Below are 13,442 nucleotides of genomic sequence, written 5' to 3'. Positions count from 1 at the left end.
CCGCAAGCGGCTCAGAAAAAGAGCCCCGCGGGGGAACGGTTATTTAGCGCCAATAATCATCGATAAGATTGGTTCCTTGCATGAACTTCATAAGCTTTCCCTTTGGCTGCAGCGGTGATAAGGGATAAAATGTATTTCCCTCACACTCATCACAGGTGCTTTTGTAACAATCGGCTTGCTCCTCTAAGTCAGTTCCACAGCGACAGCAGCGTTTAACGGCATACAATTCAGAAGGATTCATCGGTTCTACTCCCATAGTCAAAACCACTCCTTTGATCGCTTTTTTACAAGTATACAACAAAAGGCATCTCAATGTTACCGCTTTCATGAATTTGGCAGCTAATTATTTATTTTACAAAAAAACCAAGATGCCGGGCACTGACTCGGTCTCTTGGTGTGTTTAAACCTGCTGCTATTGCGACATTTAATCTCTAATTTCGTTTTCTTCAAGCAATATATCCATAACGATCGCACGTGTTTCCTGCTGCTGCTCCAATAAGCCTGAACGATCCACCCTGCCAGCTTGGAGGTCTTTCTCAATAAGTGTCATAATCCATAAGGAATGGATGAGAGCGTAGCGATAATAATTTTTTTGAAACGTACAGAAGCGGCTGCTCCAGCCAAGCTGCAATCTACGAGCATAGTACACTTGAAGCACTTCGTTTCTTAACGAAGCGGTGACTTCCGGTCTCCTGTAGTTAGGGCTTGTGATATCCAACAGATTATATAAATCCCAATACAGCGAGTTAAGGTGCACGTACTCCCAATCTAGAATCGTAATTTGATCATCACGCAGTGACAAATTCAATGGATGGTAATCGCCATGAGAGACCGTCATTTCTGATAATAATCCGTCGTCCAGCTGCTGAACAATACGCTGCGCCCTTTCAATTAAGTACGTAGGGAAGGATAGCCGTTCCAGAATCGACTTCAACAGATCGCTTTTCGCTTGCACTTCTCGAACAATTTTATCCGCATTCGGAGTGTGGCCTGTGAAATCCTCCGGAACACTATCGAGCGGAAGCTGATGCCAGGATGGAATCTCCGCAGCTGCTTTGATCAGAGTGTCTCTGTCAAAACGGTGCTCAAGCTTGCCCAAATCCTCATAAATGGCCCAATATCGATCTGCGTCTTGATGCTTAGCCTGCGCGAGAAGGTTAGGGAATCGCGCCGGAATATGAGGCAAGAGATTCTGGTATACCCATGTTTCGCGGCCTATCGTTTCCAGATTGGTTAGCGGCTTGAATATGAAGCTACGATTGCTATCCCGATCGACAACAAACCGTTCTACCGCTTTCCCGTTTCTCCCGACATATAGGGTCTCTCTGCTTGCCAGCTTGCTGGAATCGAGTGTACCGTCATGTAAAACAATCTGATCTAAAAGTACGTTATCCACTGACCAGTCACGTCCTTTCATGCGGTCATCTCCATCTCCATTCTCTCTGTCATACGATCAATATATGCCAAAGAGGACATAACATCAATAGGTTATTTACAATATGTCAATAAATTGGATAGCTTGGTTTGCCCTTATATGAAAAGCGCTAAAACAGGTCCGGTAAAAACCGTTGTACCGCCGCCAGCAGCTCTGAATCCGACAAACTCGTCGTACGCCCATCCTTGTACTGCTCAGCCACCCAGGCTGTCATTACCTGAATCGACTCATGCTTTTTGTCCAAGCGATGAACTCCTTCAAGTCCTAACTGTTTGTTGACCCAGAAAGCGACTCCTGCTGCCCCTGCCTTATCTGTCACCTGCACACCCAAAGGACGCTTTAACAGCGTACCGGTATCGAAAATGTTGTAAATCTCTTCATTCTTAATCACCCCATCCGCATGAATCCCTGCTGCCGTTACATTGAACTGCTTCCCGACAAAAGGTGTCATAGGTGGTATCTCGTATCCCAGCTCACGTTCAAAATATTCCGCAATCTCTGTAACGACGGTGGTATCTATGGAATTGTCCCCGGTTAACCCAATATATTCAAACAATAGCCCTTCAATCGGCGTGTTGCCCGTTCTTTCTCCAAATCCGAGCAGCGTACCATTAACGCCCCCGACGCCATAGAGCCAAGCCGTCGCCGCATTCGTCATCACCTTGTAAAAATCGTTATGCCCGTGCCACTCCAATTGCTCACTGCGAATTCCTGTCTCTTCCCGCAAAGTATGAATCAAACGTGGAACACTTCTAGGGAGCACGGCTCCAGGGTATGAAACACCGTAGCCCATCGTATCGCATAAACGCACTTTAATGGGTATACCGCTTTGCTCGGATAATTCCACTAATCGCTGTACAAAAGGAATGACGAAGCCAGGCACATCCGCTCGAGTCACATCCTCCAGATGGCATCGAGGTCGAATGCCCGCCGCTAGCGCGGATTCAACGATATCCAGATATTGGTTCATCGCTTTCTCACGATCCAGTCCCAGCTTCATATAGATATGGTAGTCCGAGATCGAGGTTAAGATACCCGTTTCTTTGATACCCATGTCTTTGACAAGTGCAAAATCCTTCTTTATAGCGCGAATCCAAGCTGTTACTTCGGGGAATTGATACCCTCTCTCCATACATTTGTAAGCTGCTTCACGATCCTTTTCACTGTACAGAAAAAACTCCGACTGTCTAATAACTCCGTTAGCTCCTGACAAGCGGTGCAAATAATCGAACAGGGTTACGATCTGCTTCACAGTATAAGGAGGTCGCGCCTGCTGTCCATCACGAAACGTCGTATCCGTTATAAAAATATCGTTCGGCATAGCTGTCGGCACCTCTACTCCGTCAAACAACACACGAGGCGGAGCTGTATAAGGAAATTGCTCACGAAACCAATTGGCTTGATTATTCAAATGAATCACAACCTTTCTTGTCGTATTGGTTGTATTGTATTCCTTATTAAATTATAAGTAAAATTATTCATTTTTATTTTATATATAAATTAAATTTATCAACATAGAACAACAAAGGCCTTCCTGCGATTCTCCTATAAGAAAATGCGCCAGATGGCCCTTTATTACGGCTATGTACTTATCTAGAGTAAGGTATCCTGTCTCCGCCTCCTCCATTAGCTGTCATTGATCCTCTGCTGACGGAATAATTATAGGAATGCTGTCCGGTAACTCCATCTTTTTCCCATTTCTCTATGAACGTAACCTCATATTCCTCCTTGTTCGTTTTGGCGACACGTGTTTCCCGTTCTACACGATAGCCGTCAATTGTCATTACCCGTGTACCCACCTGCTTCGGAAAATAATCGATAACCGTCCCCTTACCTGAAGTTGCGAACTCTACGGCATCCTTCTCCGTAAAAGGAGGTAGTGGAGGCGTAATGGATTGGTTATATATTTGCAAACATACCAAAATCACGAGGGGGGATGCTATCCATATAAGCCATCCCTTAGCCTGGATTCTGCCCTCTAGCTTACAAAGCAGGTTATCGAATAATAAGAACAATACAGCCGCTATCGTTCCGTATAGACAAAAGAGCTTTGAATCGACAATAATACCCAAGACGGAGCCAAAAACAGCATGAAGGACGACTTGGAGAAGTAGTTTCATAGTTACATTCATTCGAAGCTTCCCTAAAACAACTTCTACTAAGGCCGACACTCCTGCCCCATAAATAAAAACAATAGGCACTACGTATAAGGAGAAAATAAGGACTGCCGCATAAAAATCAAATAAGGTTGAACCAGGTGAAGTAACATGTATCGAGCTCAGAAGAAAAAATATAATAACCAGAGCAGACACCATATAGGCACTTGCCAGCTTACGTAATAACATCATGTCGGCCCCTTTTTTATTCATGTTCGTTCGCTGCCATTTGCCTCTCAGCCGTCTCCTTAATGTAATCATTACGCTGGCGCAAAAAGCGAGTCATGTACTTCTCCAGAAATAGCGTATCAGCAAGCCGGCCAAGGACGCCTAATGGAGATGTATAATCAAACCGGTCCTTCATCAGGGTGCCATTCTCATAAGGTACAAATTCGTGAACATGGGTAAATCGTTTGAAGGCCCCACTCACCATTTCATCCACAAAGCGTTGCGGTGCTTCCATCTCCGTAATGCGAACCGTAAGTCTTTGTCGCACCCCTAAGTGAACGGCTTCCCACGTCACTGTTTCATTCAACTCAATCAACCCACTCGTTCTTCCCGCGATTGCTTTCTCCTGTGTTTCAGATGTAGACTCCATATGGATATCAATACTTCTGGATAAATCGAAGCATAGCTGAACAGGAGCTTGAATATATAAGGACATTTCAATTACAGGCATTTTGTTCCGCTCCTCCCCATTATTTATGGTCATTTTACCTTGTATGTAAGAGAATGCATAGCTGCAAAATAAAAAGCCCTCCGGCTTTTTCCTAGTAATAAGGAATAGGCCAAGAGAGCCAAATCAATATGCAAGTTATGCATGCTTATTTATAATAAGAGTCAATTAACGGAACCATGTAGCCTCCGCCCTCTTTGATGTGGAAGTTGATAACAATCGTTTTCACGCCGCCGATATCGACTTCAATATCTTTTAAACCATCGTTGATCGATATGGTGTCTACCTTTTTCAAAAGCGCATTGCTGTCCAGATCCTTGATTTCAAGTTGTGTAATATCTTTATCGATTGCAGCAAGCTTTAAGTTCAGCTTCTGGTATTTTTTGTCAGGTGTGATGAAGAGAGAGGGTGCTAACGGCTCATTATCGCTGTGCTGGTACAGTACTTCCTGATAGTTTTTACCTTTGTAAGTCGTTTGACCGGGCTCTTTGGAGTAACGAACGTTATCGTACTTTTCCGCATTCAAGGGAGTACCGTTCACCTTTTCTCCCAAAATAACCTCATTATTGACAGCATCATAGTCCACAGCAACCTTCAAAGCATTAGCTACACCGCGTACCGGCAGATATGTACTGCCATTATAAGTGATAGGCTCCATTGCAAGCCCTTGCTCGTCATTCAGCTGAGCTACACTCCCATTGACACGAACTTTAAGATCTCCGTTCAAGTACGCTTGAATTTCTTTCAAATTCGATCCTGCATAAACCCCGGTTCCCAGTCCAACCAACAATGAAGCACTGGTTAATGATACGATAATCAGCTTTTTCAATCCATTCCACTCCTATATTTGTGATGTAGAGAACGTCTTTGCTTCAACAAAGAATGGCAAATAGTCCCATATCTATCATAGTTTACGTTGATAAGTAGGACAATAGATCCAAAGTTCGAAACTTCATGTATGAATCGGTTAGTGTATTTCTTAGCCACTCATTGCCAATGATAACCACGGAGGTGATAAACTATGGATAACAAGCATGATGAGCCAACCATCGCTCCAGGCATGAACATGCACGATAGTCTGGAAGAAAAAGCATCCGAGGAAGAAACGGAAAAAGGAGAATATACTTCCGTTACTCGCCTCTTCCTTGACCGTACACCGGAGGACTAACGTCCTCCTTTATCCTCGTTAGCTCCATATGTATTCAAAACCAAAGAGCCCTCCAGCCTCTTCCCCTTTGTAGGAAAGCGCATTAGAGAGCTAAATAGGACTAGACTGTGCAAAGCGGGATTGTCTGAGCGATCAGATGGTTAACTCCCCAAGCTTAATCAGCTCGACAACTGCTTGTGAACGACCTTTTACATTCAGTTTTTGCATGACGTTAGAAATATGGTTACGCACCGTTTTCTCGCTGATAAACAGCTGTTGTGCTATATCCTTGGTAGTTTTGTCCTGCACCAACAGTTCGAAAACTTCGCGTTCACGATTGGTTAGCAAAAATTTACTTTTGTGGTCGCTGCCCTTCAAGTGTCACCCCTCCTTGCCCGGGTTTTTGTATCATTACAAGGTGTAGGGATACAGTCAAAGTTAGTTTATGAATCGCTACATATAATGGTGCAGTAGCTGAAAAAAATGGGCTTTGCGAGGGTAGAACTCTTTGCAGTCAAGCTTTTATCCTTAACATAAAAAGAACAAAGCAGGAGTCCCCTCTTTAACGAGAGACGCTTCCTGCTTTGTTCTATTTCCTTATACCCACAGCACCGGCTGCCGTACCGCAATATTCCGACGAACCTCCATATCGGTAGGATCCGGGTCAAGCTGCTTCCAAAGCTCTACATACTCCTCTTTTTTCAAGGCAAGCCCTGCAAATAACAAGCCTGATACTTTAGCCGGCCAGCCTTCGAAATGCTCCACATCCGGAGCATACGGCCAGCTGCTCTTGTCTTGCATATAGGGGAATAGATACGTCATTCCCTTGCGTATGCCGCGACCGTCAGGCAGCTCATAGCTCCACAAGTCATCCTGAGGTGTCGATAAAATATGGCACAGCGTCACCATATTATCCAGAACGAATATCGCGTACCCATACGGCTTCGTCCGGGCTAATTCACGAGGGAAGCTGCCGTCTTCTGCCATTTGATCGGGCAGCAGCTTTTCTTTATAACGCTGTCTGCAAAGCTGCAGCATCTCCTCATTCCCGGTAAACCAAGCGAAGGCAGCGGCCTGAACAAACCAGCATACAGAATGATTGTTATGAGCATTCATCTCTTCAATCCCATTCGGATGTGTACTCATCCAGGTTAAGTAGTCAGCAAACCACTGCTTTAACCCGAGATAAATCTCCTCTGTCAAGGCAGGTGATCCCTTCAATGCTTCTACAGCGAACGGAATATCGATCAAATGCAGCGTGTCGATAATACCGATACCGCGCCCCGCACAAATGCCCGGAATCGCCTGCGCATAAAGCAAATGAGGATTCATCTGGGTGGCTTCATCCAAGAAAAATTCTTTTACAAATTGAACTGCTTTCTCCGCGTATGCTTCATGACCTGTCAGCAAGTAGGCAGCGGCCAAGTTAGCCACGAGCGTTCTCATTTTCCTCAGACCGAGACGGTGACTGCCAAAATTATTCGGATTGCTTTCACCATCACGTTGAATATAGGGAAGTCCGTCCGGCGTATCCGGATTAGGCCACCAGTAGTCTCCATTGGAGTAAAAATCGTGAATACCGCCCTCACTCATCTTGGCTATGGAATCCGTAATATGTATCGTATCTGCAGCCAAAGACGCTTCCGCTTGCTTAATTACCCATTCTTTATCAAACAGAGCCAGACGTTCTTGTCTGCTTCCGGAAATTGCTTGATTGATCATCGTGTCCCGCTCCTTCAATTGATGCCTAATCGGCTTTCATCTCGCAATCGATCATTACATGAATGGTATCTCCCTTATGCTCGTTACGAAGCTTGAACGCCTCAGCCACCTGATCCAGCTTGACGACATGCGTAATCATTTCTTCGGTGTTAACCAGCCCGTCAAGAACGAGCCCTAATCCCTGGTCAAAATATCGACGGTTATCGATGTCCCGCTTCGGCTCGGTCGAGAAGATATCCAGCCGTTTTTTATGGATTTTGAAAAAATCGACTGGCTTATGACAAGTCCCAATACAGCCGTACATCACGATTCGTCCATTTTGTGCAGCAGCGTTGATTGCGTCCACCATACCGTCGCCTTCGAGCAAGCAAGGAATAACGACATCGAAGCCATTAGGGAAATCTTTTCCTACAATATCCATCGTGTTTGCATCCGGTGAAGGCATTTTGTACGTGTGGGTTGCACCGTATTTACGAGCCAGAGCCAGCTTTTCATCGAATAAATCCGTTACAACGAGATTCCTCGGGCTGAATAAGCTGACGACCTGCGTCATCACCAAACCGCTGACACCTTGTCCGGTTATAAGCACATTTTTGTTTGTAGAAATTTCACCAAGCTCAGCCGCATGAATGATACCGGGGAGCACTTCAATTAATGAGCCTTCAATTAACGGAAGCTCTTTGGGCAGCACCTTCACGGAAAAAGGAGTACAACAAACATACTCGGCAAATGCCCCCCATATGTAGCGGAGAGCGACTGGGTCTCCGACCTTAAGCCCTATTACATTGGGACCTACTTTATCAATAACTCCAGCCACTTCATGGCCCAGTCTCGTTGGATAGGAGATAAATTCCGGCTCACGTGCTCCTCTGAACACTTCCACATCGCTGCCGCAAATACCGACCCACTTTACTTTGACTCGAACTTCTCCTTCGGCAGGCTCCGGAATAAGCGCTCTTTTTAGCGTAATGCTGCCAACTTCCTCAACAACCGCACATAACTGGGTTCCTTCGCCTTCATAATCTACCAGCTGCATCGGCGGAACAGACATTTTTCTAACCATAGTTTAGCCCCTTATCCACTTTAGTTCGATTCATTGAAAATTATAAAGGATGAACCTTTGAACCGAACAGGGACAAACTTCATCTGTTTATTGTCATTATTCAGTTTCTGCCTTAAGGAACGATACGCCATATATTGGAGAAGTTCTGCTCCAAAATAATGTCTTTCCCAATCGCATTCAATAGCGAGTCCCGATACTGTGACGGCGGGAGCCCCATTCGTTTTTTTAATATTTTAGAAAAATACGCTTGTGTCCATCCTACCTTCTCCGCTACCTCGGATATGGGCAGATCGGTGAACTCGAGATATTCCTTCGCTTTCTCCAAACGAATCTCTTGCAAGTATTGAATGGGTGTCATGCCAGTTTTATCGAAAAACCGTTTGATCAAATAATTGGGATTAAACCCAAAATGCTTCGAAAGCAAGCCGAGCGTTATTTTATCAGCAAAATGTGTATTCATATAGTGAACGATAGGATCGCTAGATTCCTTGGAACCTAATTCCGTGTAAACCCCTGTTTGCACTGAGCTCTCACTAGAAAGCAGCGAAACAAGCGTTCCTTTGAACCCCGCCTCAATGCTCATGGGATGGAATCTTCCAGGCTTTCTTGCTTGAAGCAGCGACATTTTATACCATTGCTTCAGCTCCGCCAAATAGGTGCCCTCACATACATTAAAAGGTCTAATAGAAGAAAAATATTCCGCCATGTCAGGGTCTGAAATTCTAAATTTGAAATCAAGCGTAACGCTCTGTCCTGTAAATCGGAAGCTATGTGAAATCCCTTTCATAAATAAATATGCGTGCCCTTCCTGCATATCGCACTCTTGCTGGCCAAAGGTTACTTTTCCATGGCCCGATAAAACAACCAGGAGCTGGTCATAATCGGAATGCGTGTGAGTCTCAACCTGACTGCCCTTAGAATAATCGATACGCGCTGTCCAGAGCAGCGTTAGCTGGGAGTCTCTCAATTGTTTCATATACAGCCCCCGAATCTTAGAAATACAAGCATCTTCCCACCTAGTTTATAATAAAACCGCCTCGGACACCAGATAGCGGCAGATAGGAGCATAGTAACTTTCTCGAAGCATACAAATAAGGATGTAGGATCGAAAATCGAGGTGGACTATGAATCCTAAAACTATTATTGCGCAAATAAACGAAATGACAGCCAAGTTGCAGCAGCTGCAGCATACGGATGGCTCATGGCGGCTATGTTTTGAAACCGGTCCTATGACCGACGCCTATATGATTCTGCTGCTTCGTTCATTACAACGAACGGGGGATGAAACGGTCATACGGAAGCTTGCGAATCGAATCATCAGCTTGCAGGAGGAGAACGGAGCGTGGAAGCTGTTTTACGATCAACCAGAAGGTGATCTGGAGGCGACAGTTGAAGCCTATTATGCTCTATTGTACTCGGGCTACTTCTCCAAAGAAGATTCACGCATACAAAAGGCCAAGCAGTACATCCTTAACCGTGGCGGGTTAACCCAAGTTAAAACGATGCTCACGCAAGCATTTTTGGCTATTACCGGTCAGTCGCCATGGCCTGATATGCTCAAAGTTCCTGTTGAGTTCATGCTCGCGCCATCCTGGTTCATCTTTAACATCTTTGACTTATCCGGGCACGCGAGAGTCCACTTAGTCCCCATCATGATCATGGCCAATGCTAATTACTCACTGCGAACCGAGAGCACACCTGATTTATCCGATCTGTATGTCGGGGAAAAGCTTCCATTCGAAAGCCATCCATCCTGGATTCATGCCATTCATCGTCTTCTGGAAGCCGCTCCGTTCCTCCATGCTCCTCTTCATGAAGCTGCTGTAGACAAAGCTAAAATGTTTATGCTCGACCGAATTGAGCCAGACGGAACTCTGCTAACCTACTCTACAGCAACCATACTCATGGTCTACGCCCTGACATCTCTTGGGTACAAGAACGAATCTCCTCTCCTGAATAAAGCGATTAGCAGCCTTAGTACTTTACTATGCGTTAGCGACCACAAAGCTCATCTGCAGGTATCCACATCGACCATATGGGACACTGCCATGATAAGTATTGCTCTACAGCAATCAGGCGTCTCTTCCAGAGAGCCTATTATTCAAAGATCGGCCGAGTACCTGCTGTCCCGTCAGCAAACACGTTTTGGCGATTGGGCATTGCGGTGCCCAGACACCCCGCCTGGTGGCTGGGGATTTTCCAATATTAATACGCTGTATCCCGATATTGATGACAGCACGGCGGCACTAAGAGCTATCACGCCATATACCCTCACACTCCCAGAGTATAAACAAGCCTGGCATAACGGATTACGTTGGGTGCTTGCCATGCAAAATGATGACGGGGGTTGGTCTGCTTTTGAAAGGGAGTCTCCAGAACGAATGGCCCATCTCTTTGCTTTCGAACACGCCGAAGATATTATACTAGATCGTTCAACCGTAGATTTGACGGCTCGTACCCTGCTATTTCTTGGCAAAGAGGTTGGTCAGTCGGTAGCCCGTCTTCCTGTACAGAAAGCTGCACAATGGATCATTCGCCAGCAAGAAATGAACGGCAGCTGGTTCGGGCGCTGGGGGATTTGCTACATTCACGGCAGCAGCGCCGCTGTCACCGGACTGCTTGCTGTCGGTATTCCACAGCATCATCCGGCTATTGAAAGGGCAGTACGCTGGATTCTAAGCATTCAGAACGAAGATGGAGGCTGGGGGGAATCGTGTTACAGCGATATCAGGCGACACTATGTCGCATTAAACAGCAGCACTCCTTCGCAAACTGCTTGGGCTCTCGATCTTCTGATCGATACTCATGATCGCCCGACTGTCCAGATTGAACGAGGGGTCCAGCGTTTAATTGAATTGTTACATATTTCCGATTGGCGGTTTACGTACCCAACAGGGTCCGGTCTTCCCGGAAGCGTATACGTCAATTACCATAGTGGAAATTTCGTATGGCCCTTATTAACCTTTTCAAAATATTTGAGGAAGTACGGCTCATTAATAAATTGAAAAAAACCGCCTTATTGGGCGGTTTTCGCATTAGTTCATTGTGCGCGGCGACGATTCCATTGAAGCCGCAGGCTCGACATAAGCGGTGCAAAATTTGCAGCGGATGGCCTGTTTTGGGATATCCGACAAGCATTCAGGGCATTCCTTCGTTTCTTTCTTCGGATCCGGCTTGTCCTCCTGCTTTTTACGAAGGCGGTTCAATTGTTTGACCGTAATGAAAATAACGAAAGAAACGATCAAGAAATCCAGCAGCGTATTAATGAACAATCCGATGTTGAGCGTAGGTGCTCCGGCTGCTTTGGCATCAGCCAGCGAATCATAGCTATTTCCATTTAAGCTGAAGAACAAGTCCGAGAAATTGACGCGGCCAAGGAGCAAGCCTATAGGCGGCATAACAACATCATTAACAATCGATGTAACAACTTTACCGAAGGCACCACCGATAATGACACCGATCGCCAAATCGATCATGTTACCTTTCATAGCAAAATCTTTAAACTCTTTAAGTATCTTGGAAGCCATATGTATTGAAACTCCTTTTTCTTATTTATCTCTATAATACTGCATTTCACATATTCGGTCGATGCCCAAAACGCGAAAAAGCTCCCCTGGCAAAGCCTGGAAGAGCTTTTTTGGCTTAATTTGCGATAAACTGCTGTGTGAACATTTTGCCGCAGGAACCGCCTTTTACGACTCCAATTCCGATGTGAGTATAGTCTTTGTCCAATATGTTATCACGATGACCCGGTGACTCCATCAATACCCGATGAGCCCCTTCAACTGTCTCATTACAAGCGATGTTTTCGCCTGCAGAAGTATAGGTTATCCCACGCTGCTGAAGCATATCAAACGGTGAGCCATACCTCGGGGAATTATGCGAGAAATAGTTATTCTCCACCATATCCTGACTTTTGAGCCTCGCTGTATACGATACATCGGCAATGACCTTCAAGGGAGCCAATCCCTCTTGCTTGCGCTCTTTATTAATCAGATCGACCATCTTCTGCTCATCATGGGTAAGGTAAGAAGAAGGTGGCTTCGGGGTGGTCAAAGGAGTTGGTACCGGGCTTGGAGTAGGTTTCCGTGGGCCATTGAGCTGGTTGTAGGCCCACAGGATCGCCTGAAGCGTCCGATCGTCCACTGCTCCCGTTTCCGGAAGTCCATTTGCTTTTTGAAACAGTTTCACACCCGCCGCTGTTTCTTCGTCGTAATAACCCGAGACAGCGCCTGGATAATACCCAAGCGACTTTAACATCCCTTGTACAACGTAGACGTCTGGCCCTTGAGATTCTTTGCCGAACCCCCACCCAGTTGCGCTGAATAGTCCAAACAGCATTAGAGAAATCAACAGGATAACAACGGCTCTCCCTTTTCTCATATTGCCCAACATGACTCCATACCTCCATGCTTGTATCGATATTGTTCATCATACCAAGCATCCCCATCCGTGCAGGTTTTTAACAAAAAAAATCGGAGACCCTGTGATGGGCTCCGATTACAAGAGTGACTAGATCTTAACGGCTTGCTTTTCTTTTGGACAAGGCAACGATTAAAGCTAAAACTCCGAGAACAAGTGCTACTATGGATAAATACAGTGGCGTTTGCGAAGCGGCAGGTGCCGCAGAAGCACCGTTGTCATGGCTTGCTCCCCCTGCGTTGCCGGCAGGTGCTGTCGTATTACCGTGACTGTCAGCGGCAGCCCCAGCCGGTTTGGCGTTTACCTTTGTTACAGATGCGGGCTTATCAGAGCCGGCTGCTCCAACCCACTCTACAACTGAACCGTCTTTATAGGTTTGGTAGGCTTTCCAGTTAATGCTGGTAGCATTGTCAGCCACTTTCCCCTGCATATTAAAATCGCCGAATTCCGTTGCGGCTAACCCTTCTCCGGTTGCGGTCCAAGTAACCGCCGTAATTTTACCGGAAGCGTCTTTCGCCAAATCGTATTTCCACCCTGGCTTAGGTTCAAAACGGCTTATAGAAACGCTGTCCAGCTGAAACTTAACCTCAACCTTTACTGTAGGTATATCTTTTTCATTAGGAACTCGTACCGTAAACTTCTCGTAGGAGCCCTGCACTGATTCACTCGGAAGCACCGTTACGTGTGCGCTTGCGATTCCGCCGCCAAGCACGGTAAAAAGTAGGCAAATCATCAAAATCATACTCGTTTTCTTCATGAATCCATCATCCCCCTGGGCATCATTATGTCCTTTATTGCTTTTGTTTAAAAGGTTACTCTGA

General features: G+C 45.8%; 15 protein-coding genes. 2 read left to right on the top strand and 13 right to left on the bottom strand.

The genetic code is table 11. The features are described from left to right. Positions 1 to 43 precede the first annotated feature (43 nt). The 6 genes from yhfH to BP97_RS0102035 form a co-directional block, all read right to left on the bottom strand. Positions 44 to 256: a protein YhfH gene (yhfH, locus tag BP97_RS41555; RefSeq protein WP_036745315.1), complete on the bottom strand. Its 213-nt coding sequence runs from the start codon at positions 254 to 256 to the stop codon at positions 44 to 46. 168 nt (positions 257 to 424) lie between these two features. Next, entirely contained in the window at positions 425 to 1,417 is a 993-nt protein-coding gene (locus BP97_RS34930; RefSeq protein ID WP_051620280.1) for a phosphotransferase, read from the bottom strand. A 127-nt stretch (positions 1,418 to 1,544) separates the two neighbouring features. Next, the gene (locus BP97_RS34925; RefSeq protein WP_197035398.1) at positions 1,545 to 2,846 is read right to left on the bottom strand and encodes a beta/alpha barrel domain-containing protein; all 1,302 of its coding nucleotides are present in this window, start codon (positions 2,844 to 2,846) and stop codon (positions 1,545 to 1,547) included. A 178-nt stretch (positions 2,847 to 3,024) separates the two neighbouring features. Next, positions 3,025 to 3,783 (bottom strand): hypothetical protein, encoded by a 759-nt coding sequence (locus BP97_RS0102045; protein ID WP_156043115.1) that lies wholly within the window; start codon positions 3,781 to 3,783, stop codon positions 3,025 to 3,027. Between the two features lie 13 nt (positions 3,784 to 3,796). After that, positions 3,797 to 4,270: an SRPBCC family protein gene (locus tag BP97_RS0102040; RefSeq protein ID WP_028547618.1), complete on the bottom strand. Its 474-nt coding sequence runs from the start codon at positions 4,268 to 4,270 to the stop codon at positions 3,797 to 3,799. Positions 4,271 to 4,415: 145 nt separating this feature from the next. Beyond that, complete coding sequence (locus BP97_RS0102035; RefSeq protein ID WP_028547617.1) at positions 4,416 to 5,096, bottom strand: stalk domain-containing protein; 681 nt, start codon at positions 5,094 to 5,096, stop codon at positions 4,416 to 4,418. Between the two features lie 192 nt (positions 5,097 to 5,288). On the opposite strand from BP97_RS0102035, the gene BP97_RS40565 reads away from it, so the two are divergent. Continuing rightward, a complete protein-coding gene (locus tag BP97_RS40565; RefSeq protein ID WP_197035397.1) occupies positions 5,289 to 5,435 on the top strand; it encodes a hypothetical protein in 147 nt (48 codons plus the stop codon). A gap of 132 nt (positions 5,436 to 5,567) precedes the next feature. Here the strand turns inward: BP97_RS40565 and BP97_RS0102025 are convergent, their stop codons facing one another. The 4 genes from BP97_RS0102025 to BP97_RS38595 all read right to left on the bottom strand — a co-directional run bounded on the left by BP97_RS0102025 (position 5,568) and on the right by BP97_RS38595 (position 9,175). Then, positions 5,568 to 5,792, bottom strand: coding sequence for a helix-turn-helix domain-containing protein (locus BP97_RS0102025; RefSeq protein WP_028547616.1), 225 nt, complete (start codon positions 5,790 to 5,792; stop codon positions 5,568 to 5,570). Between the two features lie 219 nt (positions 5,793 to 6,011). Then, complete coding sequence (locus tag BP97_RS0102020) at positions 6,012 to 7,136, bottom strand: alginate lyase family protein (protein WP_051620278.1); 1,125 nt, start codon at positions 7,134 to 7,136, stop codon at positions 6,012 to 6,014. Between the two features lie 25 nt (positions 7,137 to 7,161). Continuing rightward, on the bottom strand, positions 7,162 to 8,199 hold the full coding sequence (locus BP97_RS0102015) for a sorbitol dehydrogenase (RefSeq protein ID WP_028547614.1): 1,038 nt from the start codon (positions 8,197 to 8,199) through the stop codon (positions 7,162 to 7,164). Between the two features lie 112 nt (positions 8,200 to 8,311). Beyond that, complete coding sequence (locus BP97_RS38595) at positions 8,312 to 9,175, bottom strand: AraC family transcriptional regulator (RefSeq protein WP_028547613.1); 864 nt, start codon at positions 9,173 to 9,175, stop codon at positions 8,312 to 8,314. Between the two features lie 148 nt (positions 9,176 to 9,323). Between BP97_RS38595 and BP97_RS0102005 the strand changes: the two genes are divergently transcribed. Continuing rightward, entirely contained in the window at positions 9,324 to 11,204 is a 1,881-nt protein-coding gene (locus BP97_RS0102005) for a terpene cyclase/mutase family protein (RefSeq protein WP_028547612.1), read from the top strand. A 30-nt stretch (positions 11,205 to 11,234) separates the two neighbouring features. Here the strand turns inward: BP97_RS0102005 and mscL are convergent, their stop codons facing one another. From mscL to BP97_RS0101990, 3 genes are all read right to left on the bottom strand, one after another. Then, positions 11,235 to 11,714 carry a large conductance mechanosensitive channel protein MscL gene (gene mscL / locus BP97_RS0102000; RefSeq protein WP_028547611.1) on the bottom strand — a complete coding sequence of 160 codons (480 nt, stop codon included), beginning with the start codon at positions 11,712 to 11,714 and terminating at the stop codon, positions 11,235 to 11,237. Between the two features lie 127 nt (positions 11,715 to 11,841). Next, positions 11,842 to 12,594: a peptidoglycan-binding protein gene (locus tag BP97_RS0101995; RefSeq protein WP_028547610.1), complete on the bottom strand. Its 753-nt coding sequence runs from the start codon at positions 12,592 to 12,594 to the stop codon at positions 11,842 to 11,844. Between the two features lie 124 nt (positions 12,595 to 12,718). Then, positions 12,719 to 13,378, bottom strand: coding sequence for a YcnI family copper-binding membrane protein (locus tag BP97_RS0101990; RefSeq protein ID WP_028547609.1), 660 nt, complete (start codon positions 13,376 to 13,378; stop codon positions 12,719 to 12,721). Positions 13,379 to 13,442 lie beyond the last annotated feature (64 nt).

This window comes from Paenibacillus sp. UNC451MF, assembly GCF_000686845.1.
Lineage (GTDB): Bacteria > Bacillota > Bacilli > Paenibacillales > NBRC-103111 > Paenibacillus_S.
This window is presented reverse-complemented; position numbering and strand designations above follow the sequence as displayed.